This is a genomic window from Chitinophaga rhizosphaerae, assembly GCF_003958645.1.
GTDB lineage: Bacteria > Bacteroidota > Bacteroidia > Chitinophagales > Chitinophagaceae > Chitinophaga > Chitinophaga rhizosphaerae.
On record NZ_RXLO01000004.1, the window covers coordinates 171,799 to 194,705 of the forward strand.

Below are 22,907 nucleotides of genomic sequence, written 5' to 3' on the forward strand. Positions count from 1 at the left end.
TGGAAGGCTATAATAAGGTTCCCATTGAAAAAAATCCCATCTGTTATTCCCTTTATGAATATACGAAAAAAATATTGAAAAAACCAATTTTCTGAAAAGGGTTTAACTTCGCGCCATGCATTACGTAACGGTGGAGGGCCTCTCCAAATCATTCGGCGAGAAGCCCCTTTTTGAAAACATCTCTTTCCACATCGAAGAAGGCGATAAAATCGCCCTCGTTGCCCTCAACGGCACAGGAAAATCGACCCTCCTCAGGATCCTCACCGGCACCGAACACGGCGACGAAGGCAAAGTCTGGATCCATAAAGATGTTACGGTTGTTATGCTCGAACAGTCGAGCCGCCACCAACCCGGCGAAACCGTCCTCCAAAACATCTTCGACCACGACCACCCCATCCTCAACGCCATCAAGGACTACGAAGCCCTCACCGACCCGGACGCCCCCGAGCCCGACGCGCTCGCCCTCTCCGCCGCCATCGAGAAAATGGACGCCCTCAACGCCTGGCATTTCGACGCCAAAGTCAAACAAATCCTCGGCAAACTCAATATCCACCACCTCGATCAACCGGTCGACAAACTCTCCGGCGGCCAGCAGAAACGCGTGGCCCTCGCCAAAGTCCTCATCGATATCGGCTTCGAACATAAACACACCCTCCTCATCCTCGACGAGCCCACCAACCACCTCGACGTTTCCATGATCGAATGGCTGGAACATTACCTCGACCAGGAAAACGTCACCCTCCTCCTCGTTACCCACGACCGCTATTTCCTCGACTCCGTCTGCAACGAAATCATGGAAATCGACAATAGCGAGCTCTATATCTATAAAGGGAATTACGAAAACTACCTGGAGAAAAAGGCCGCCCGCGAGGAATCTGACCGGTCCAGCACCGAAAAAGCCCGCAACCTTTACCGTAAAGAGCTGGAATGGATGCGCAAACAACCCAAAGCCCGCACCACCAAATCCAAATCCCGCCAAGACGCCTTCTACGACGTAAAGGAAAAAGCCGCCAAACGCCTCGAACAACAACAACTCGAACTCAACGTCAAAATGACCCGGCTCGGCGGTAAAATATTGGAACTCAAGAAGGTATACAAAGCCTACGGCGATCTCCAGATCCTCCGCGGCTTCGATTACACCTTCAAAAAAGGCGAAAGAATAGGCGTTGTCGGCAAAAACGGCGTCGGCAAATCCACCTTCCTCCACATGCTCCTCGGGTCCGAACAGCCCGACTCCGGCAAAATCAACGTGGGAGACACCGTGGTTTTCGGGAACTATTCCCAGCAAGGGCTCGTCATCAAGGAAGACATGCGCGTCATCGAATTCGTGAAAAATATCGCCGAAAACTTCCCCCTGGCAGACGGGACAAAAGTTTCAGCCGCTCAATTCCTCCAACTCTTCCTCTTCCCGCCCGAAAAACAATACACCTACGTGTCCAAACTGAGCGGCGGGGAAAAAAGAAGGCTTCACCTCCTGTCCATCCTCTTCCGCAACCCCAATTTCCTCGTGCTCGACGAGCCCACCAACGACCTCGACCTCCCCACGCTGAGCATCCTGGAAGATTTCCTCCTCAATTACCAGGGCTGCATCATCATCGTAAGCCACGACCGTTATTTCATGGACAAACTGGTAGATCACCTCTTCGTTTTCGAGGGAGACGGCGTAGTGAGGGACTTCCCCGGCAACTACACCCAGTACCGCGAATGGGAAAAAGACCAGGAAAAAATCAAAACCGCTCCCCACAAACCCGCTGAAGTTGCAGCCCCTGCGCCCGCCCAACCCGCGGAACAGAAAGGGAAAAAAATGTCTTTCAAGGAGAAAAGGGAACTGGAGCTCCTCGAAAAAGAAATCGCAGCGCTGGAACAGGAGAAAAAATCGATCGACGAGAAGATGGCCACCGGGTCATTATCGTACGACCAGCTCCAGCAGGCCGCAAAACGCGTCGGCGAAGTGATCGGGCTGCTGGACGAAAAAGGGATGCGATGGCTGGAGCTTAGCGAAATGGCGGGCTAACGGTAACGTTAACGGACTAGCATTTTTCGGGATTTTGGTTTAGATTTAACGGATAAACCCGTGCCAATGAACCAAAATCAACGTTTTCTATCCTTAGATGTATTTCGCGGATTGACGGTTGCCTGTATGATCCTCGTGAACACACCGGGCAGCTGGCAGTACGTGTATGCGCCGCTCAACCACGCCAAATGGAACGGCTGTACGCCTACCGACCTGGTATTCCCGTTCTTCCTTTTTGCCGTGGGCAACGCCATGAGCTTTGCCATGAAGAAGTTTAACACCCTTAGCAATGCGCAGGTGCTGGGCAAGATCTTCAAGCGGACGGCCCTCATTTTCTTCATCGGCCTGTTCCTGAACATGTATCCGTTCGGGCGCTACGACGCGGAAGGGCATTTCAATTTCATGGACTTCAATAACCTCCGCATCCTCGGCGTGCTGCAACGCATCGCGCTGTGTTATTGCATCGGGGCATTGCTCATCCACTACCTGAAACCCAAAGGCGCCGCCATCGCTACCGTCCTGATTTTGCTGGGCTACTGGGCCGTGATGTATTTCTTCGGCGCACCCGGAGACCCTTACAGCATGACCGGCCACGCAGGCCAGGCCATCGACCTCGCCATCCTCGGGGAATCGCACATGTACCATGGCGAAGGCGTGGCTTTCGATCCCGAAGGGCTCCTGAGCACCCTGCCCGCCGTCGGGAACGTGGTGTTCGGCTACCTGGTAGGCGCTTATGTGCAGAAGAACCGCCATGCCCGCGGCATGCTCCTCAAACTGGTGATCGCCGGATCGGCCCTCATCGCCATCGCACTGCTGTGGAGCGCCGTTTTCCCCATCAACAAGAAAATCTGGACCAGCTCTTACGTGCTCTACACCGTAGGCCTGGCCACCCTCGTGCTTTCCGTCCTCATCTACCTCATTGAAATGAAAGGCTGGCAGGGCAAAGGGACCTATTTCTTCGAAGTGTTCGGGAAAAACCCGCTGTTCATTTACGTACTGTCCGGCATGCTGGTAGACACTTACACCTATTTCCGGCTCGGCCCGGACCATGAAGGGCTCTACAGCTGGATGTACCATCATATTTTCCAGCCCGCCCTCGGCGATTACCCCGGCTCCCTGGCCTTCGCGCTCTTCCACGTGCTACTGCTGTGGCTCGTGGGATGGTGGATGGATAGAAAGAAAATTTATATACGTGTGTAACGACCGATAGTTGCGAACCGCCCGGCAGATTTGTCCGGGCGGTTTCATTTTTCCCCCGCCGATACCCGGGATAATGCTATTTTTGCCGGGATAAAATCCGCCCAAACAGATGAAAAAAGCTTTAATTACGGGGATCACCGGGCAGGACGGCGCCTATTTAACGGAACTGCTCCTGAAAAAAGGGTACGAAGTGCACGGCATCAAGCGCCGCACCTCCCTGTTCAACACAGACCGGATCGATCACCTATACCAGGATCCTCATGAACCTAACGTCAACCTGAAACTGCATTACGGCGACCTTACGGACTCCACCAATATCATCCGCATTATCCAGGAAGTACAGCCAGACGAAATCTACAACCTCGGCGCCATGAGCCACGTGCAGGTAAGTTTCGAAACGCCGGAATACACCGCCGACGTGGATGGCATAGGCACCCTCCGCATCCTGGAAGCCGTGCGCCTGCTGGGATTGACGGAAAAAACCCGCATTTATCAGGCTTCTACGTCTGAATTGTACGGCCTGGTGCAGGAAATCCCCCAATCCGAAAAAACCCCGTTCTACCCCCGGTCTCCCTACGCCGTCGCTAAAATGTACGCGTACTGGATCACCGTCAACTACCGCGAAGCCTACAACATGTACGCCTGCAACGGTATCCTCTTTAACCACGAATCTCCCCTCCGCGGCGAAACTTTCGTGACCCGCAAAATCACCCGCGGCGTCGCCAAGATCGGCCTCGGCATGCAGGATAAACTCTTTATGGGCAACCTCGACGCCAAACGCGACTGGGGCCATGCCAAAGATTATGTGAAAGCAATGTGGCTCATCCTCCAGCAGGATAAACCTGAAGATTACGTGATCGCCACCGGCGAAACCAACACCGTACGCGACTTCATCCGCCTCAGCTTCGCCGAGATCGGCGTGGAACTGGAGTTCACCGGCGCCGGCGCAGAAGAAAAAGGTATCGTGAAATCCGCCACCCACCCCGATTTCCCCCTCAAACCCGGAACGGAAGTGGTAGCCGTGGACCCACGGTATTTCCGCCCCACGGAAGTGGACCTTCTCATCGGCGACCCTACCAAATCCAAAACCCAACTGGGCTGGCAACCGGAACACGACCTGTATAGCCTCGTGAAAGACATGATGCAGGCCGATATCGAACTTTTCCGCCGCGAAAAACTCCTGAAAGACGCAGGGTACAAAGTCCTGAACCAATTCGAATAACACATGCAACCGACCGACAAAATATACATCGCAGGGCACCGTGGCATGGTAGGCTCCGCCATCACGCGGAGACTGCAAAAAGCGGGCTTCCACAACTTCGTGACCCGCACCTCGGACACCCTCGACCTGCGCAACCAGGCCGCCGTTGCGGCTTTCTTCCAGGAAGAAAAACCCGATTACGTGTTCCTCGCCGCCGCCAAAGTGGGCGGCATCGTGGCCAACAACACCTATCGCGCGGAATTCCTGTACGATAACCTCATGATCCAGAACAACGTGATCCATCATGCCCATCTCAACGGTGTGAAAAAACTCATGTTCCTCGGATCGTCGTGCATCTATCCCAAACTGGCGCCACAACCCCTGAAGGAAGAATACCTCCTCACCGGTACGCTGGAACCGACCAATGAGCCGTACGCCATCGCCAAGATCGCCGGCATCAAACTGTGCGACGCTTACCGCAGCCAGTACGGTTCGCAGTTCATTTCCGTGATGCCGACCAATCTCTACGGCCCCAACGATAACTATGATCTGCAGAACTCCCACGTGCTGCCCGCCCTCCTCCGCAAATTCCACGACGCGAAAACCAATGCGCAAAGCGAAGTGGTGATCTGGGGAACGGGATCGCCCCTCCGCGAATTCCTCCATGCAGACGATATGGCCGATGCCTGTTTCTTCCTCATGCAGGGCTACAACGAGCCCGGCCCGATCAATATCGGCGTGGGAGAAGACCTTAGCATCGCCGACCTGGCGCGGATGGTACAGAAAATCGTGGGATACGAAGGGAAACTGGTGTTCGACACCACCAAACCCGACGGCACGCCCCGCAAACTGATGGACGTTTCCCGCCTCCACAGCCTCGGCTGGAAAGCGCAAATCCCGCTGGAACAGGGGATCAGGCAGGTGTACGAAGAAAAATTCCTGCAAAAGGCTTAACAGGACAGCCTTTGCTGAAAATACGACGGGGGAGACAGCTTACTGTCTCCCCCGTTTTTTATCTCCGGCGGATGGATGATCAATCTTCTCCCGGTCCGCCGTCGGCCATGCGGACGATCTTCGGAAGGAAAGATCCTACCACGTCTACCAGCGGCTTTTGTGCGGCCATCACGGCGCGGATGTCTTTGTAGGCACCCGGCGCTTCGTCCAGCCCGCCGCCAACGAGTGTTACGCCTTTATCGCGCAGCAGGCGGCTCAGTTCGTGCATCGTAAAGGTTTGCGTGGCCTTGGAGCGGCTCATCTGCCGGCCCGCGCCGTGCGAAGCCGAATCCAGCGAAGCTTCGAAGCCCCGTCCGCGTACGATGAATCCCGGTTCGGTCATGGATCCGGGGATCACGCCGAGTGCGCCTTTACCCGCAGGAGTGGCGCCTTTCCGGTGAACGATAAGGTCTTCCCCACCATGATTCTCTTTCCAGGCGAAGTTGTGGTGGTTTTCCACCCTTGCCAGCAAAGTAGCGCCCATGGCCTTGATCAGCCGGCGGTGGATGTGGTGGTGATTCGCGGAAGCATAATCTCCGGCGAGGTTCATCGCCATCCAGTATTCCCGTCCGTTATCGGAATCCATATCCAGCCAGGCGAGGTGTTGTACTTCCCGCGGAAGCTGGCAAACTTCACGCGCCACTTTGGTGTAATGCCCGGCGATCTGGGCGCCCAGGCCTCTTGAGCCGGAATGCGACAGCAAACCCAGGTACGTTCCCGGTTCCAGGTTCCATTCGTTCGCGGGGTCGGAGATCGTTACTTCGCCCCATTCCACGAAGTGGTTGCCGGAGCCGGAAGTGCTCAGCTGTGCGGCAGCTTTATCGTGCAGGTGTTTCAGGAGTCCGATTTCTTCGAACGCAGGATTTTCCAGCACGGGATCGTCTTCCCGCTTTTTCCACGGCGTTCCGGCGCCGAAAGCCGTTTGTGCGATCAGTTCCCGTTTGAACTGCGACGCGTTTTTCTCGAGGTTCGCAACGGGAATATCGAGGATGGACAGGCACATCCGGCAGCCGATGTCTACGCCAACGGCGTAAGGGATCACGGCATTGCGGACACCGAGCACGCCGCCGATGGGCAGTCCGTATCCGTGGTGGGCATCCGGCATCAGTGCGCCGGCGGCGGTTACCGGCAAGCGCATGGCGTAGTTCATTTGCCGGAGCGCGCTTTCGTCGATGAATGCTTCCCCGAAAACCTGGTAAGGCAGCGCGGCTTCGAGAATCGGGATTTCCGTGGGTTCTTCCACGATGAGCTTTTCGGCGATTTTGCCGAGATGCTCGTCTGCCGCGAAAGCGGCGGGGTCTTGCAGCACCTGCGAAAGCAGGGCCAGCGCGGCGTCTTGCGAGTGATGCTTGTAATGCTTCTCCATGACACCGATCGCGACGCTGATCACGGGAGATTCGGGGTAACCGATAGCCCGGAGGTCTTTGCCGCGAAGTTTGAGTTTTGACATATAGATGAATTAAAACGTCTGTCTGTTGACAGACAAGTTAACGATACCGCGGCATCTTTTATGCCACGGTACCGGGTAGGGATAAAAATTATAAAAATTCTTTTGCGGCTGATTCCAGCCAGTAAGCCATACGGTGCCGTTCTCTCGGGAACTTGCCGGTTTCCTTGCAATTGTACCTCGTTACCCGCCAACCTTTCATTCTTTGGATCTTGCACCACAGGTGGCGGCCGTCGAGGTAATTGTCGATTTCTTTCAACCGGGATTCGATCAAGACACTGTTTATCTTCCGCTTATCCACCCAATGAGGCCGGATGCACAAAACAAAACGCCAGGGTTCCCGGAAGCGGTAATACCAGGCGGGGGTCAGATTGTCTTTAAAATAGAACGGATACAGCTCGAAGCAGGCAGTTTCCTTTTCGCTGAATGCAAGCTGCTGAAACGATTGGGGGCAGGGTTCGCGAAGCTGATGATCGATAGGGACATATACCTTTTTTCCCTTTTGCCGTTTCTTCTCTTTAAAATGACGGTAGGGATGATACTGTTTCGTATTGATCCTGTCGAGGATGTTCTGGTAAAATTGGCTATCAGCCGATTTCGCCACGTCTTCACGCAAGGCGAACGACCGCTCGAATCCCCGCTGGATGGGTGGGTCCAGCGGTTCGAAGCCGAGCTTGTCATTTATTTCGTCCAGCCTGTTGATTTCACGTCTTAGTTTAATCAATCGTTTTTCCCGGTCTTCCCGCACGGCGCGCTTTCGGGAGCGCGGGCACCGTATGCGGAAGGAGAGCAAGGAGCAGCTTTCCTCCGCCGTCGTCGTATAGTCCATCATACCTGATGTTATAGTTTGTGGATAGGATCGCTACGCGGTCCGGTTTGAGGTTTTGGTATGTGGATGTATGATTCTTTCTCATTGTTGGCATTTTTAAGTGTTAAAAAAAGCTCCCGCAAAAGCGGGAGCCGGGGTTGACTCTTTTCTTTTGCTTTGTATAGATAGTTCAGATCATTACCGCACTTTCTTCGAACTGGTCGCGCAGTTCGTGTAACTGAGCGATGTGGCGTTCGATGTGTTTGGTGAGGAAGAAGATATATTGATAGATATCCAGTTTCCCCAGGTTATTGACGGTCATCATCGTTTTGACGAGTTTTCCTTCTCCGTTTTTGAGCAGGCTGAGATTATACATGCACTGCGCAAATTGTTGTTTGAGGAGGATGCGGATTTCATCGAGGTCCCTGGTGCCGGAGGGCTCCAGGTGAGCGGGGTTTACCCATCCGAAGGATTTGCTGCTCACGACTTCGATCTGCCGGAATTTATCTTCATAATCCGATCCCGGCATGATGTGCAACCCGTCAACCTTGCGTTCCAGCGCGCGGCGGGTGCTTTTATTGATGGTCAGGAGCAGAAAATAGTTGGTAAGGCATATATGTTCAATCACTTCCCGCGCATTCCAGGTGTCGCGTTCCGGTTTAAAATGCAGTAATACCGAATCTTCCTGGAACCATTGGTCCAATTCCCGGAAATTGTTGATCAGGGCCTCTCTTACAAATTGTACAACGTTTCTCATTGGGTCTCGTTTTGGGGCAAATCACTTTTTCTCTAAAAAGCACTTACCATGTTATAATGTATGTTCGTTTCCGTTTCGGGGCTTCAAATAAAAAGCCCGGTCGGCTATGGGTGGCGGACCGGGCTATGAATAACGTTCGTAATAATTACGTTCACATCAATGCATAACGGTCCCACCAGGAGGGTACCATGAAAGGCACATCCAGCACGCCATTGCCCGGCGTCGCACTTGCGCGATTGTTTTGTTCAGTTGTATGTCCATCAGCACTAAAAAAAAGGTCCCGCATTTTCTGCGGGACCCTTCTGTTATATCTTTCGGATAACTTCTTGCTTTGTTACCTGCTATAACCTGCCCGCATATAGCCACCCGCCTGCTTCTGCATGCGTTTTGCGACCTTCATCTTAAATGTACAATTGCGTGACATTGTTATTTAGCGTTTGTTTACGTCAACAAAGATAGAAAATAATTTTTTTTCTTTCGCAATATTTTTTATTAAAAAATTGTTTCCTTGAAAATTTCTTTTTGTCACCCCGCTTTTCTGAGGAGTATCTTCTGGTCTTTGAAGGCTTCCGCCGCATCGATCATTTCCAGCAGCTGCGGCCATTTTGCGGCTGCGGCGTGGGCCGTCTTATATGTTTTCGTGATCTGCAACCGGAGCTTCCCGTCATTTTGTTCCGCTATCACGATGAAGCTTCCGCATTCGTTGTCTACCTGCCTGGGGAGTTTTTCTATTCCCTCGGCCACATACCCTTCAGGGATGTCGAATTCGATGTCATATGCGAACGACCGGGCGAAAGACATATAAATATCCGCGGTGCGCTTGCGCTGGGAGGGCTTCACGGCGATCTGCCCGCCGATGAGCCGGCCGGCGTCGAGGATATAGTCTGCCCCGGCTTTTTTGACCAGCCCATCCAGCGAAAAGCGGGTATTGTAGACCAGGTCGGGGGTTTCGGTGCGCAGGCCCATCGCCTTGATCCCGAAAGTGTCGAGCGTGAGGGTTGCGTCTTGGAACTGCTGCTGCACTTCTTCCCGGAAATAGTCTTTCACGGCGCGGCGCGCCCTGTCGAAGGCGTTCAGGTATTCATCGTGCAGGGCGCGGGTATTCCGGCTTTTTTTGAAATCGTCCATGAACGAGGTTTCTATCCCCAGGAGCTTCCTTTCCTCGGTGTAATAATCTTCGAATAACAAAAGCTGTTGCTGGGTGCGCTTCCGGAAATGGCCGGTAACCGTCGTTTCGCGGTCGATCTCCAGTTGCTGGAGGTTGTCTTTCGCGAAGCCGATCTTCATCAGGTTGGTCTGCCGGTTCTGGCCTGCGGGGCTTTCGGGGATGTCCCACTGTCCGTCTACATGTGCACTGCTTCGCGGCAGCAGCGATCCTTTCTGGCCCTCGAATTCGGCCGGAATGTGGTCTGTAGTCGCGAAAAGGCCGTCAACGCTTATATAAACGGGCTTGTCGCCCGTAGTGCGCAACATCATCCGGAAATCGTCCGAATCGAATACGTCCGTCAGCGCCGGGCCGTCTTTCCTTGTGGTGAACACGAATTCTGCGGGCACATCGAATTTATCGAGTACATAATTCACATAGAGCAGGAAATTCTCTTCGCGCAGCGCGTTGAAATTGCGGCGGCGGTCCACCACGATGGGATCGTTGGGCCAAATGTGGTAAACGACCGCATACCGCACTACGTGGTAAATGAATTCCGCCAGCTGGGCCTGCGATGCGTTGGGGTTTTCCTTTTTGAAACGTTTCACCCGTTCTGTCACTTCTGCGTACGAGGGCAGGGTGGTCACGGCCTTCAGGTTTCGGAGCGGCGCGATGTTCATGACGGCTTCGTCGCGGATCTTTGTGGCATTGGGGTTGGCGTAGATCATCCCTTCCTTCCTGCGGCCGGCTTTTTCGTTACGGGCACCGGGCCGGAGGTGCACCCGCACCATGGGTAATTGCCGGAAAGGGTTCATCCAGAGGTTGACGGGTTGGGGCGGGATGTTGCGCACGAGCATGTCCAGGTGAATGAGGTGATCGTCGTACCGTTCCTTGAAATTGGGCGCGCCGTTCATCGACCGGTATTCCATCGAAAACCATTCATTGAACGCACCGACGTGGATCGCATATTCCAGTACCGGCTCTTCCTCCCCAAACACGAAAAGCTCGCGCGAAAAGTTGTTGGCGCCGGTCACAAAAGATTCTTCCCGGAAATAATAATCCACGAGATCGCCCACTTGCAGGTCGGGAATGGCGAGCTTGCGGGATTTGTAGCGGTTGCGCACCAGGTCGGTCACAACGGCTTCATCTCCGTAGATTTCCTTCGTGGAGCCGTCTTTTTTATAAATCCGGACGCCGAGGTACACAACTTTCGTGATTTTATCGAACGGCTCCAGCTGGTAGCTGTCGTTGTAGTTTTCGTATTGTTTGAACTCGAAGTCGGAGTACCGTTCCAGCGCTGCCTTATCATTGATAGCCACGAGGTTGCGCTCCGTTCGATGGAGTTTCACGGCTTTCTGCGGCGTCATAAGATCTACGTACCGGGCCAGGATCACGGTGGATTCGTTCGCATATTCCGGAGGTACGGTCCGGTTGCGGAATCCGGCCTGTTTGATGTTCCAGACTTCCTCCTTCACTTCCTCCTGCCGTTTTTTATACTTTTTTTCCGCCTGCACGTCCCAGGATTCGGGCTTCCGCTCCTGGGCTACCATACCGGTGATGAACAGCAACAGGCAGATAATGATGGCAATGGTGGTCCTCATCGGTGAATTATTTTTTGGTAAGGGAGATTTGTTCGAGATAGGATTGGCGTAGTTTTTTGATGTCGGCGTTCCAGGCTGCGAAGTCTTTGCGTTGCAGGCGCGTATTGCGGATGATGATTTCTTTCCGGTAGATGACCTGTCCGTTTTGCTGTTCGTATGCCGCTTTGAAGGCGTAGTTGGGCTGGTTTACCTCGAGCGCTGGCGGGAGGGATTTCACCTTGTAGCCATCCGGCAGGACAAGCACCGTTTCCTGCACCAGTTGCCGTTTGTAGGGCAACCAGAAGTCGTGGCGGCGACGGGCGGTATCGATGCCGGCGTCGTCCATTTCCTTGCGGAAGTCCAATTCCACGAAGAGCTCGTCGCCGAAGGCGCTCACGGCGTCGTGATGGGTGATGTCGTATTCGATGACGAGGTCGGTATTCCAGTTGTGGAGGTCGGAAGTGCGCATGTTGGCGATGCGGTATTGACTGTTCTGTTTGGACAGGTATTCCTGCAGTGCTTCGTCGAGTTTCGTTTTGCGGATTTGATGGATGCTGGACAGGATGTTTTCGATGCATTCGCCCGTAAGCCGGTGAGAGGCGGTGCCGGTGAGTTTCGCCCCCTCGATGCGGAGTACCCTTTTTTCGGTCTGGCGGTTCTGCACGAAGGTGCGCTCGGGAATGCGGGACAGCTCGAATATGTCGCCGTTGCCGATGAGCACCTGCCGGCCCTGGATGCGTTCGGCGTATTGGTCGAAGCCGATGTAGGTTTCGGTGGCATCGAGGAACCAGGTTTTGCCGTCCAGCAAAACCGCGCAGATCATGTGGTTATCCACGGCGAGGGTGGGCAGGGAATAGTCGTAGGCGATGTGGCGCGTCCCGATCCAGCAGAGCCTGGCGTCGAAACCGAGGGAGGCGAGCATTTCGCGGGTGAGGTTGGCCATTCCTTTACAGTCGCCGTACTTTTTGGCCAGTACATCCTGTGCGCTGGCGGGTTTGAAGCCTGCTATGCCGTTTTCGAAGGCGATGTACCGGATGTTTTCCTGCATCCAGGTGTAGATGGCTTTGATTGTATCGAGGTCTGAGGATTTGTCTTTCACGATGGCGGCCGCGGTGGATTTGACGGCATCGCGGTCGTTATCGACGGCGGCCACGAGGCTGTGGTACCAGGCGTAGAGGTTTTGCAGGTTGCCGAAGTAAGTAGCGCTGCCTGCGGGGGAATCTGCGCTGTGGCTGAAGATCAGCAGGTGTGGATAGAGGTAGCTGGGGCCCGGGGCTCCGGGCTCGCTTTTGCCGGGTTGAATTTGCGTGGCGGTGTAGGTGAAAACGTCGGCGTCGAGTTTTTTATCGTAGGATTTGACGAGTTGGATGCCGTGCCCATCGAAGTTCATTTCTTTTATTTCCGTTTTCATCCAGCGGGGTATAACGATGGTGACTTCTTTGGATTCGACGAGATAGTCTTCCTGGAAATATACAGTGTTGAAATACCGGGGATCGATGGTGATTTTTTCGATTTCGGTGCGGCTTTCCGTTCCTTTCTTTTTGAACGGGAGCATGAACCCGCAGATCCTGGCGTCTGCGTAGAAAATATCCTCGATGGCGTGGTAGCGGTGTTCGGGTTTTACTTTGAAGCGGTCGCCGTCTACCCAGGCTTTTACTGCTTCCACGCGGCTGTAATCGTTATAGAAGGTGACGATGGGGATGGATTCGCGAAATTCGTTGCAGCGGTATGTGGTGCCGGAGGTTTCCTTTACCCAAACGGGGTTCGGTTTATCGCCACGGGTGAATTCATAGCGTTCTTTCTTTTCCCGGATAACGAAGTTGGTGTTCTCCTCCGCCGGTGCCGTTGGGCCGGATGCGTGGGTGCGGGCATGCGCGGGAGGGGGCATCCAGCAGCACAATAAAGCACTGAGGCACAGGGAAGTAAGTGCGGTTCGCATGTTATTTTACAGGTATGAGGGGATTAAAGATAGTAAAAATATCTATATATTAAACCCTCATCCGCACTTCGCAGCGGGTTATTGCTTTAGGAATAACGTATAATTCCGACTTGAAGGACCATGCGCTGCAGCATTGGCTCGCCATTGCAATTCATGCCACTTCTTCCTGACCTTGATATCCTGTTACTGAAGTCAATTTTGGCTGGATAAAAAAGCGCAGGCAAGTTCTTATATCAAACTAATAACACGATCCTTTCTATATCAAACTGATGGATACAGAGCCGCCGATACAACAATCTCACTGTCTAAAACGGCCTGCTGATTTCTGCATCAAACTGATCGATACCGAGTCGCCGATATGGATCCTTGCAATTCGAACGCAAACTTTCGATTTACATGGATAATTGCTCAAGAGTACCTATCGAGCGACCTTCCCTCAAAACAGCTTCAACTGGTTCGTAGGCCGGGCGAACAGGCTCGTGTTGAACTCGAACTTCTCCTGGTTCATGCCCAGGCGCTTCGTTTGCACCCTGAACTGCTGGCGGATGATGTCTGCCAGGTTCCCGTCGCCACGCATCCTGCGGCCAAACTGGCTATCATTCACTTCGCCGCCGTGAAGCCCTTCGATCATGTGCCACACTTTTTCCGACCGGTCGGGGAAATTCTTCTGCAGCCAATCCTTGAATATGATCTTCACGGCATCGTTCAGGCGCACCACCGTGTACCCCGCGTATTTCGCGCCATTCTCCGCCGCCTGTTCCAGTAACCGGGGGATCTCGTGATCGTTCAGTCCCGGAATGATGGGCGCCGTCATCACCCCCACCGGAACCCCCAGTTCCGACAACTCCCGGATCACCTTCAGGCGCTGCACGGCCGTGGCCGTCCGCGGTTCCATCTTCTGGCGAAGGTCTTCCTGCAACGTCGTCAGGCTCACGTACACACAAATCAGCTGATGCTCCGCCATTTTCTGCAGGATGTACTTATCCCGCAACACCAGCGCATTTTTCGTGATGATCCCCACCGGCTGGCGATATTCCCAGGCCACTTCCAGGCACTGCCGCGTCAGCCACATTTTCCGCTCCAGCGGCTGGTAACAGTCCGTATTCCCCGAAAGGGACAACGGCCTGGGGACCCAGTTTTTATTATTGAGGAACTTGCGGAGCAACTCCGGCGCATTCGTTTTGGCGACGATCTTCCGCTCGAAATCCAGCCCGGCACTGAACCCCCAGAACTGGTGCGAATTCCGGGCATAACAGTAAATGCAGCCGTGCTCGCAGCCCTGGTAAGGGTTCATGGAGTACCACATGCCCACATCGGGACTGTCGACCTTATTCACGAGCGTTTTCGCGTTTTCTTCGAAGATCTGCGTGGGAACGTCCGCCTGCCACCAGTCGTCGATGCCTTCCGGATGTTCCTGCGCGTATTCTTCCGCCAGGTATTTGTTCTTAGGGTTCACCTGGGCGCCGCGGCCTTTATAGTATGGGAATGAAGCGGGTGTATCGCTGAACGGGAGCGTCATATACACTAATAATTTTAGTAAAAATACTAATTTTATTAGTGCAACAAAAATTTATATGATCCCCATCTGCCGCATGAGGAAAGTGGCGTTTTTATTCCGCGCGATGCCCGGCCGCATCGTATAGTCGAAGTGCAGTTTTCCGTTATCGAGACTGCTTTCGAAACAGTAGTTGCGCACCTGCCCGGGGCACTCCGCTTCCAGCGCGCCCAGCTCCAGGTCGTGCGTGGCGATCATCCCCGCGCAGCGGAACTGCAGGAAATGCTTCACCAGCTCGCGGGAGCCCGTCAGCTTATCTTCGGAATTCGTGCCTTTGAGGATTTCGTCGAGGATGATGAACACTTCCTCCCCGCTTTTCAATACATCGATGATGCGTTGCAGCCGCTGCAGCTCGGCCTGGAAATAAGAAGTATGCCGCGCGATGGAATCCCTGATCCGCATAGACGTCATGATCCGCACCGGGTGGCACCGGAACCGTACCGCACAAACCGGCGCGCCGGTCATCGCCAGCAGCCAGTTCACGCCCACGCTCCGCAGGAAAGTACTTTTCCCGCTCATGTTCGACCCCGTCACGATGTGGCATTGTTCTTTTCCGGCGATGCTCCAGTCGTTTTTCACGCATTCGTTTTCGGGGATCAGCGGATGACCGATCCCTTCTCCACCGGTACCACTCATCCCTCCACCCACTTCGGGGAAAATATAATCGGGGTGGTTGAAGGCAAAAGTGGCCAAACTGTTCGCCGTTTCCATGAGCGCGATCGCGTCCAGCCATTCGTCCATATCGCCGCGATGCCTTTCCTTCCATCGTTCCAGGCGGAACATGCAGTGAATGTCGTACAGCATGATGGAATTCAGTACGATCCCCACCAGCAGGTTCATCCGCTGGTCGAGCGCGTTGCTCACCCGCGCAAGGGCATGGAGCGAACGGTCGGCATCCGTGGCCGTACGCTTCTGCGCTTCCAGCCAGGGCACGCCTTTCCAGTCTTCCGCGCCGATCATCCGCAGCAACACCGCAAATTTCGCCAGTACCTTTTCCTTATTCGACACCAGGATGTGCTGGGCATTCACTTTCTTGACGTTCATCAGCAAAATCCCCCAGTTCACGAACAGCGCCAGCAACATCCAGACATACGTGCCGGTGAAACCATAATACACCATACCGCCCAATACAAGCGCCGGCATCGCGTACGCCGCGATCCGCAATCCCTTCCGGTGCACAAACTCCATGGGCGCGGATTTCCACAGGCGGATCTCCTCCATGTCGCGCGGAGACTCGTTCGCCAGCCGGGCATGCGCCGCAAAATCCTGCCGGAACCCTATCCGGGGGCTTAACTCCCTTACGGCAGCCTGCATGTCGCGGATCGCACCGGCAGATTGCAGGGGAGATTTCAGCCAGTTGGCCAGCCGCGTCTTGCCCGACAGCGTGCCGGTGCGGTTGATATGCTGATACAGCGACGAGGGGCCGAACACGTCCAGGTCGCCGGAAAAATCATGCTGATCGTCGATAAACGCTTCGCCATCCTCAAAATCCGCGCCGCCGCCGGTCACCAGTTTCCGTTCTTTTTCATTGAGGGAAAGGAGTTCTTTCAGGTAAGCCTGGTGGTCTTTCCCTTTCTGGTACCGCGCCAGGCTCCAGACGAACCCGCAAACGAGCACGAATGCGCCCGCCAGCCAGGGCCAATGGAAATCCTGCCGGAAATACTGGATCGCCGTGAAAAGGATGCCCACAAAAGCCAGCAGCCGTATGAAACTGAGCTGTTTAAGCCGTGCATCCGTTTGGCGGAGGCGTTGGGAGATTTCGTCTATCCTTTGCTGGTAAGTGGTGGCGGTTTGCATGCCGGAAAGATACGATAGAAGGAAATGAAATCCAGAAGCGATCAAAACAAAAAGCACGACCCTATCCGTCGTGCTTTTCTTATGATTTGATATTTCCGGCTACATATTCCTGCGATACTGGCCGCCCACTTCGTACAGCGCATGCGTGATCTGCCCGAGGGTGCAGTATTTCACGGTTTCCATAAGTTGCGCGAACAGGTTGCCGTTCTGCACCGCCACGTCCTGCAGTTTTTTCAGCTGCGTTTCTCCGTCGGCTGAATGCCGCTCCTGGAACGCGTTGAGCGCATTGATCTGGTATTCTTTTTCCTCCGTGGTGGAACGGATCACTTCCGCCGGAATGATCGTGGGCGAGCCGTTTTTATTGAGGAAGGTATTAACACCGATGATGGGAAACTCGCCGGAATGTTTCAACGATTCGTAATACAGGCTTTCTTCCTGGATCTTGTTGCGCTGGTACATCCTTTCCATGGCGCCTAGCACGCCGCCGCGCTCGGTGATGCGGTTGAATTCCGCCAGCACGGCCTCTTCCACGAGGTCCGTCAGTTCTTCCACGAAAAAGCTACCCTGGTTGGGGTTTTCGTTCTTCGCCGTTCCCAGTTCCCGGTTGATGATGAGCTGAATGGCCATCGCACGGCGCACACTTTCTTCGGTGGGCGTGGTGATGGCTTCGTCGTACGCGTTGGTGTGGAGGGAATTGCAGTTGTCGTATATGGCGTAGAGCGCCTGCAGCGTGGTACGGATATCGTTGAAGTCGATCTCCTGCGCGTGCAAACTGCGGCCCGAGGTCTGGATGTGATATTTCAGTTTCTGCGAGCGGTCGTTCCCTTTGTATTTATACTTGATGGCCTTTGCCCAGATGCGCCGGGCCACACGGCCGATCACGGCGTATTCGGGGTCCATGCCGTTGCTGAAGAAGAAAGACAGGTTCGGCGCAAAATCGTCGATGTTCATGCCGCGGCTCAGGTAATATTCCACGTACGTGAAACCGTTGGCCAGTGTGAACGCGAGCTGTGTGATGGGATTGGCGCCGGCTTCGGCAATGTGGTACCCCGAAATGCTCACCGAATAGAAGTTGCGGACTTTCTCACGGATGAAATACTCCTGCACGTCGCCCATCAGCTTCAGCGCGAATTCGGTCGAGAAGATGCAGGTATTCTGCGCCTGGTCTTCCTTCAAAATATCGGCCTGCACCGTTCCGCGAACGGTGCTGAGCGCATAGGCTTTGATCTTCGCGTATACTTCCGGCTCCAGCACATCGCTGCCCGAAATCCCCAGCAAGCGCAGGCCCAGCCCATCGTTACCATGGGGCAGTTCGCCATTGTACCTGGGAAGCGGGTGATCTTTGAATTTCTTCCGGATGATGGCATCCACCTTTTCCTGGAGCCCCTCTTTCACGATGTATTTTTCACATTCCTGGTCGATGGCGGCGTTCATGAAAAAGGCGAGCAATATCGGTGCGGGCCCGTTGATGGTCATGGACACGGAGGTCTTGGGGTCGCAGAGGTCGAAGCCGGAATAGAGTTTTTTGGCATCGTCTACGGAAGCGATGCTCACGCCGCTGTTCCCGATCTTCCCGTAAATATCCGGGCGATAGGCGGGGTCTTCGCCGTAAAGCGTTACGCTGTCGAACGCGGTAGACAGGCGTTTGGCCGGCTGATCCACCGAAACGTAGTGAAACCTTTTATTGGTGCGCTCGGGCCCGCCTTCGCCGGCGAACATCCGCGTGGGGTCTTCGCCTTCGCGTTTCAGCGGGAACACGCCCGCTGCGTAAGGGAATTCTCCGGGGAGGTTTTCGGTGAGCTGCCAGCGGAGGATATCTCCCCAGTCGTTGTAATTCGGCAGCGACACTTTCGGGATGCGGGTATGGCTGAGGCTTTCGCTGAAAAGCGGCAGTTTGATGACTTTGTCGCGCACCTGGAATTCATAGTAATCGGCTTTGAACTTCGCTACCAGCGCGGGCCAGCCGTTGATGAGGGCTTTGCATTCCGGCGCGATCTTTTGCTGTACGTGCCGGCTGATTTCCTCCAGTTCGGCGGCATGTTTGAGCCCGGGCGTTTTGAGGACGCCATCTAGCTGGTACCACTGTGTGGCGAGGGCGCATTGTTCCGTCACCCATTCGTTATACTCCGCGTTCGCCGTCGCGATTTCGGACAGGTAGCGGACGCGGGCGGGCGGGATGATGAGGGATTTGGTGGATGTGGCGGTCACGGGTTTATCGGGCTTGTCTTCCCCGAAGTGCGTGCCGGTTTTTTCCACGATCCGGTGCATGAGCCGGCCAAAGAGCTGGTTCACGCCTGGGTCGTTGAATTGCGAAGCGATGGTGCCTACTACCGGGAGGACTTCGTCTTTCGCGTCCCACAAACCATTGTTGCGCTTATATTGCTTGCGCACGTCGTGCAGGGCATCGAGCGCGCCGGCTTTATCGAATTTATTGATACAGATGAGATCGGCGTAATCCAGCATGTTGATCTTTTCCAGCTGGGAAGCGGCGCCGTATTCGGGGGTCATCACATACAACGGTACATCGCAGTAATCGACGATGGCGGTGTCGCTCTGGCCGATGCCGGAGGTTTCGAGGATGATAAAATCGAATGCGGCGGCTTTGCAGATATCGATGGCTTCCTGGATGTGGAGGCTGATCGCTTTATCGCTTTCGCGCGTGGCGAGCGAACGCATGTAGGCGCGGGGGTGGTGGATGGAGTTCATCCGGATGCGGTCTCCCAGCAGTGCGCCGCCCGTTTTCTTTTTGGACGGGTCTACGGAAATAACGGCGATGGTTTTATCGGTGTACGTCCGCAGGAAGCGACGAACTAATTCGTCCGTAACGCTGGATTTACCGGCGCCGCCCGTTCCGGTGATACCGAGTACGGGCACGGTGCGGGAGGCCATGATCTTGAGGTCTTCCTGCTGCCCGTTCAGCGCGAAATTTTCCGCGTAAGTGATGGCTTTTGCGATTTCCGGGGAGTCGAAATGCCGGAGTTTCGCGGCGTCCAGTTTCCATTTACCTTTTTCCACCGTTTCGAAATCGCACTGGCGGATAACGTCTTCGATCATGCCGGCGAGCCCGAACTTCCGGCCATCGTCCGGACTATAAATCCTGGCGATGCCGTATGCGTGCAGCTCATCGATTTCGGAGGGGAGGATGGTGCCGCCGCCGCCGCCGAAGATGCGGATGTGGCCGCAGCCTTTTTCCTTCAGCAGGTCGTACATGTACTTGAAGAACTCGATGTGCCCGCCCTGGTACGACGTTACCGCGATGCCCTGCGCATCTTCCTGGATGGCGCAGTCCACGATTTCGGCGGCGGAGCGGTTATGCCCGAGGTGGATCACTTCGGCGCCGGTGCCCTGCATGATGCGGCGCATAATGTTGATGGCCGCGTCGTGCCCGTCGAACAGGGCCGCTGCGGTTACAATCCTGATTTTGTTGTTCGGTGTATAAGTCATGTTTGACAAATCTTCTTATGCCTGGCGCGGCTAACGCCCGGGGGAAACATGCAAGTTACGAAAATAGCGGCTGCGGCTGCGGAGGAGAAGGAATTTGGAACATTGAAAGGCATATCCACCTTTCATTAAAAAATTTTCAACTGCAACCCCTTGCAACTGAATTTTTCACAGCGTTGAACGGCGGGCCGGCAACACACAAACAAGTAGGTAAAATGAAAACAGGCTGTCCGGGATGGAACAGCCTGCTTAATGAAAGACATATTTGTCCTGCATCACAACGTGGAATTTGATAAAATGCAATATAATCAGATGATAAACGCCCCATGAAGGCGCTGAATGGCTTGATGGCTTTCGCTCGGGTTCTCCTGAAATATCGTCTGTTGATTAAATATCTGGATTCAGAAATTGGTAGCTATTTAGGTCGATTACACCCTTCTCCGTTATAGTGTGTATATCGTACACAATCTTAATTAAAACTTTGTTAAAAAACAATTTTTTCGCCCGAATTCTGAAAAATATACACTTTTATGGGTGTCCCGGGTACATGGGAATCCCTCCATCAAACGCTTTACCATAAAGGATTTGAAGCCAGCTAAAATTTTTACCTCGAAGGTTAAAATCCTATCAAAAACCGAGATTCTTTTTGTGGTGCAGGTTGTATTTATCGTGATTGAACTTGTAGAGCCTTGCCGGGCGGTGGCGCACGTCCTTTTCCTCCTCGTTCAGATCTACCAGGTAATCCATCGCGAAGAACTTTTTCCGGAAATTCCGGCGGTCGAGCTTCACGTCGAGGATGGCTTCGTACAGGTTCTGCAAATCGCGCAGGGAGAATTTCTTGGGTAGCAGGTTGAAGCCTACCGGCTGATCGATCACCTTGGCCTGGAGGCGCTGGTAGCAGGTATCGAGGATGTCTTTATGATCGAAAGCCATGTCCGTAATATCTTTCATGGAATGCCAGTGCAGCTCGTTCTCCTGCGTCTTCAGTTCCGAATGCTGGATGTTGACGAGCGAGTAGAACGCAATGGTAACCACGCGCCCGGCAGGATGGCGGTTGATCCCCCCGAAAGCCTGCACCTGTTCCATATACACGTTCTCCAGCCCGGTACGGTCGCGCAATACGCGGTAGGCTGCGGTTTCAAGGTCTTCGTCGGGATGCACGATGTCGCCCAGCAAAGACGGTTTGCCTTTGTACTCCTTCAGGTCGGATTTGATGAGCAATACTTTTAACTCGTCTTCGTCGAACCCGAAAATCACGCAGTCCACCGAAATGGCCGCCATGAAATAATCCCGGATCTCGATGCGATGGGTGTTGATGTTTTTGGTGTGCATACTTACATAATCGTGGAATGGTCAATAATCGCGGCGCATTCACTGCGGCGCCTTGTAACGTGGCTTACCATTGATAAATGTAGCTAAAATCCTCGTGGTGAGTATCTGGTCTTCCTTTGCTTTCATTATATCCTGGCTGAGGATAACGAAATCCGCCACTTTCCCGGGGGTAAGGCTCCCTTTCGTCCCTTCTTCGAACGAGCCCTGCGCCGCCCAGAGGGTCATGCCTCTCAGGGCTTCCTGCCGGCTGAGCGCATTCTCCATCTGGAACCCTCCGGCCGGGTAACCCGCCGTATCTTTCCGCGCCACCGCCGCATAGAACGTCCGCAGCGGATCGATCTTTTCTACGGGAAAGTCCGTCCCCAGCGGCATCCAGGTCACCTGGTTCAGCAAATCCTTCAACGCGTACGCCGTTTTCACCCGCGTAGCCCCCAATCTCGCCTCCGCCCAATACATGTCTGACGTGGCATGGGTCGGCTGCACGGATGGAATAATGCTGTAATCCCCGAAATACCGCCGGTCGATGGAATCCACCACCTGCGCGTGCTCGATGCGCCAACGCTTGTCGTTCCGGCCTTTCAGCACGTTCGCGTACACCTGCAAAATTACCTTGTTCGCCGAATCCCCGATCGCGTGGGTACACATCTGGATATCCGACCCGGCCAGCAATCCGGCCATGGCGGCGAAATACGCGGAATCTTTCCGTAAAAAGCCCTTCCATCCCGGCTTGTCGGCATAATCATGTTTCAGGCAGGCGCCCCGCGAACCGAGCGCACCGTCTCCATAGAATTTCACGCTGCGCACAAGGAGGTTGCCCTTTTCATACGGGCCATACTTCAATATCCAGTCGATATTTTCTTCGGAATCGCTCAGCATCACGTTCAGTTTGAGGCTCAGGCGATGGGTGGTGATGAGTTTTTCGAGGAGGCGCATTTCGGGGAGCGACAATCCGCAGTCGGTAATGCTGGTGATCCCCGCGGCCAGGCAATTCCGCTCCGCCGCAAGGATCGATGCGATCACGGTGGCGGTATCGGCTTCCGGGATCAATTTCGATACGCCGGAAATGGCATTGTCGATGAGGATGCCCGTCATGGCGCCGTTCTTCACTTCCACGGAACCACCGCCGTCGGTAGACGCGGGCGTGATACCGGCGAGCTTGATGGCGGCCTGGTTCACCAGCACGGCATGCCCGTCTACCCGCTCCAGGTACACAGGGCGGTCGGGAAACATGCGGTCGAGGGCCGATTTATCGGGATACACTTTCACGGGCCAGTCGTTCTGGTCCCATCCCCGGCCGATGATCCAGCCTTTGGGATTTTTGGCGGCGAAGTCGCGCACCCGCGCCAGGGCCTCGTCCCAGCTTCTGGCGCCGGTCAGGTCTACCGTCCGCAATGAAGCAGCGTATCCGAGAAAATGGGCGTGCGCGTCGTTAAACCCGGGAACGATGGTGCCTCCTTTGGCATCCAGCGCTTCTTTCGCGGAGAATCTTGCCATCAATTCCTTTTCCGGCCCCGTGGCCACGATCTTGCCATTGGTAACGGCCATGGCCTGCATCACGCGAAAACCGGTATCCACCGTGTAGATGACGGCGTTGTGGACGAGGAGGTCCGCCGGTTCCTTACTTTTACAGGCAAAAAGGATAAAAGCCAGTGCTACTAGACTGCTGTGTTTCATGGCAAGAATTTATTCGCGCGTGGTA

Annotated in this window: 15 protein-coding genes; 5 read left to right on the forward strand and 10 right to left on the reverse strand. The window is 54.4% G+C overall.

Annotated elements, in window-relative coordinates; all coding sequences use genetic code 11:
• The first annotated feature begins 115 nt into the window (after positions 1 to 115).
• The 4 genes from EJ361_RS11230 to fcl all read left to right on the forward strand — a co-directional run bounded on the left by EJ361_RS11230 (position 116) and on the right by fcl (position 5,369).
• Complete coding sequence (locus EJ361_RS11230) at positions 116 to 2,014, forward strand: ABC-F family ATP-binding cassette domain-containing protein (RefSeq protein WP_126245713.1); 1,899 nt, start codon at positions 116 to 118, stop codon at positions 2,012 to 2,014.
• A 66-nt stretch (positions 2,015 to 2,080) separates the two neighbouring features.
• Entirely contained in the window at positions 2,081 to 3,214 is a 1,134-nt protein-coding gene (locus EJ361_RS11235) for an acyltransferase family protein (RefSeq protein ID WP_126245714.1), read from the forward strand.
• A 109-nt stretch (positions 3,215 to 3,323) separates the two neighbouring features.
• Positions 3,324 to 4,436 carry a GDP-mannose 4,6-dehydratase gene (gene gmd / locus EJ361_RS11240; RefSeq protein WP_126245715.1) on the forward strand — a complete coding sequence of 371 codons (1,113 nt, stop codon included), beginning with the start codon at positions 3,324 to 3,326 and terminating at the stop codon, positions 4,434 to 4,436.
• Positions 4,437 to 4,439: 3 nt separating this feature from the next.
• Entirely contained in the window at positions 4,440 to 5,369 is a 930-nt protein-coding gene (gene fcl / locus EJ361_RS11245; RefSeq protein ID WP_126245716.1) for a GDP-L-fucose synthase, read from the forward strand.
• Between the two features lie 79 nt (positions 5,370 to 5,448).
• Here fcl and EJ361_RS11250 read toward each other — a convergent pair whose 3' ends face one another.
• The 8 genes from EJ361_RS11250 to EJ361_RS11285 form a co-directional block, all read right to left on the reverse strand.
• Positions 5,449 to 6,858 (reverse strand): RtcB family protein, encoded by a 1,410-nt coding sequence (locus EJ361_RS11250; RefSeq protein WP_126245717.1) that lies wholly within the window; start codon positions 6,856 to 6,858, stop codon positions 5,449 to 5,451.
• A gap of 88 nt (positions 6,859 to 6,946) precedes the next feature.
• Positions 6,947 to 7,687 carry a hypothetical protein gene (locus EJ361_RS11255; protein WP_126245718.1) on the reverse strand — a complete coding sequence of 247 codons (741 nt, stop codon included), beginning with the start codon at positions 7,685 to 7,687 and terminating at the stop codon, positions 6,947 to 6,949.
• A 166-nt stretch (positions 7,688 to 7,853) separates the two neighbouring features.
• The gene (locus EJ361_RS11260) at positions 7,854 to 8,420 is read right to left on the reverse strand and encodes a DinB family protein (protein WP_126245719.1); all 567 of its coding nucleotides are present in this window, start codon (positions 8,418 to 8,420) and stop codon (positions 7,854 to 7,856) included.
• Between the two features lie 525 nt (positions 8,421 to 8,945).
• Positions 8,946 to 11,165, reverse strand: coding sequence for a DUF3857 domain-containing protein (locus EJ361_RS11265; protein ID WP_126245720.1), 2,220 nt, complete (start codon positions 11,163 to 11,165; stop codon positions 8,946 to 8,948).
• 7 nt (positions 11,166 to 11,172) lie between these two features.
• Entirely contained in the window at positions 11,173 to 13,083 is a 1,911-nt protein-coding gene (locus EJ361_RS11270; protein ID WP_126245721.1) for a transglutaminase-like domain-containing protein, read from the reverse strand.
• A 436-nt stretch (positions 13,084 to 13,519) separates the two neighbouring features.
• Complete coding sequence (locus EJ361_RS11275) at positions 13,520 to 14,602, reverse strand: PA0069 family radical SAM protein (protein WP_126245722.1); 1,083 nt, start codon at positions 14,600 to 14,602, stop codon at positions 13,520 to 13,522.
• 51 nt (positions 14,603 to 14,653) lie between these two features.
• Positions 14,654 to 16,435: a MutS-related protein gene (locus tag EJ361_RS11280; RefSeq protein WP_126245723.1), complete on the reverse strand. Its 1,782-nt coding sequence runs from the start codon at positions 16,433 to 16,435 to the stop codon at positions 14,654 to 14,656.
• A 99-nt stretch (positions 16,436 to 16,534) separates the two neighbouring features.
• Positions 16,535 to 19,879, reverse strand: a complete 3,345-nt coding sequence (locus EJ361_RS11285) for a methylmalonyl-CoA mutase family protein (RefSeq protein WP_126245724.1) — start codon at positions 19,877 to 19,879, stop codon at positions 16,535 to 16,537.
• 2 nt (positions 19,880 to 19,881) lie between these two features.
• On the opposite strand from EJ361_RS11285, the gene EJ361_RS11290 reads away from it, so the two are divergent.
• Positions 19,882 to 20,169: a hypothetical protein gene (locus EJ361_RS11290; protein ID WP_164714194.1), complete on the forward strand. Its 288-nt coding sequence runs from the start codon at positions 19,882 to 19,884 to the stop codon at positions 20,167 to 20,169.
• A 334-nt stretch (positions 20,170 to 20,503) separates the two neighbouring features.
• Here EJ361_RS11290 and EJ361_RS11295 read toward each other — a convergent pair whose 3' ends face one another.
• Both EJ361_RS11295 and EJ361_RS11300 read right to left on the reverse strand, forming a co-directional pair.
• Complete coding sequence (locus tag EJ361_RS11295) at positions 20,504 to 21,208, reverse strand: NUDIX hydrolase (RefSeq protein ID WP_126245726.1); 705 nt, start codon at positions 21,206 to 21,208, stop codon at positions 20,504 to 20,506.
• A gap of 39 nt (positions 21,209 to 21,247) precedes the next feature.
• Positions 21,248 to 22,882, reverse strand: coding sequence for an amidohydrolase (locus tag EJ361_RS11300; protein ID WP_126245727.1), 1,635 nt, complete (start codon positions 22,880 to 22,882; stop codon positions 21,248 to 21,250).
• Positions 22,883 to 22,907: the final 25 nt, after the last annotated feature.

Excerpts from the sequence above, each read along its gene's own strand:
- EJ361_RS11230 (WP_126245713.1), top strand. The coding sequence starts at position 116 with ATGCATTACGTAACGGTGGAGGGCCTCTCCAAATCATTCGGCGAGAAG.
- EJ361_RS11235 (WP_126245714.1), top strand. The coding sequence starts at position 2,081 with ATGAACCAAAATCAACGTTTTCTATCCTTAGATGTATTTCGCGGATTG.
- gmd (WP_126245715.1), top strand. The coding sequence starts at position 3,324 with ATGAAAAAAGCTTTAATTACGGGGATCACCGGGCAGGACGGCGCCTAT.
- fcl (WP_126245716.1), top strand. The coding sequence starts at position 4,440 with ATGCAACCGACCGACAAAATATACATCGCAGGGCACCGTGGCATGGTA.
- EJ361_RS11250 (WP_126245717.1), bottom strand. The coding sequence starts at position 6,858 with ATGTCAAAACTCAAACTTCGCGGCAAAGACCTCCGGGCTATCGGTTAC.
- EJ361_RS11255 (WP_126245718.1), bottom strand. The coding sequence starts at position 7,687 with ATGATGGACTATACGACGACGGCGGAGGAAAGCTGCTCCTTGCTCTCC.
- EJ361_RS11260 (WP_126245719.1), bottom strand. The coding sequence starts at position 8,420 with ATGAGAAACGTTGTACAATTTGTAAGAGAGGCCCTGATCAACAATTTC.
- EJ361_RS11265 (WP_126245720.1), bottom strand. The coding sequence starts at position 11,165 with ATGAGGACCACCATTGCCATCATTATCTGCCTGTTGCTGTTCATCACC.
- EJ361_RS11270 (WP_126245721.1), bottom strand. The coding sequence starts at position 13,083 with ATGCGAACCGCACTTACTTCCCTGTGCCTCAGTGCTTTATTGTGCTGC.
- EJ361_RS11275 (WP_126245722.1), bottom strand. The coding sequence starts at position 14,602 with ATGACGCTCCCGTTCAGCGATACACCCGCTTCATTCCCATACTATAAA.
- EJ361_RS11280 (WP_126245723.1), bottom strand. The coding sequence starts at position 16,435 with ATGCAAACCGCCACCACTTACCAGCAAAGGATAGACGAAATCTCCCAA.
- EJ361_RS11285 (WP_126245724.1), bottom strand. The coding sequence starts at position 19,879 with ATGACTTATACACCGAACAACAAAATCAGGATTGTAACCGCAGCGGCC.
- EJ361_RS11295 (WP_126245726.1), bottom strand. The coding sequence starts at position 21,208 with ATGCACACCAAAAACATCAACACCCATCGCATCGAGATCCGGGATTAT.
- EJ361_RS11300 (WP_126245727.1), bottom strand. The coding sequence starts at position 22,882 with ATGAAACACAGCAGTCTAGTAGCACTGGCTTTTATCCTTTTTGCCTGT.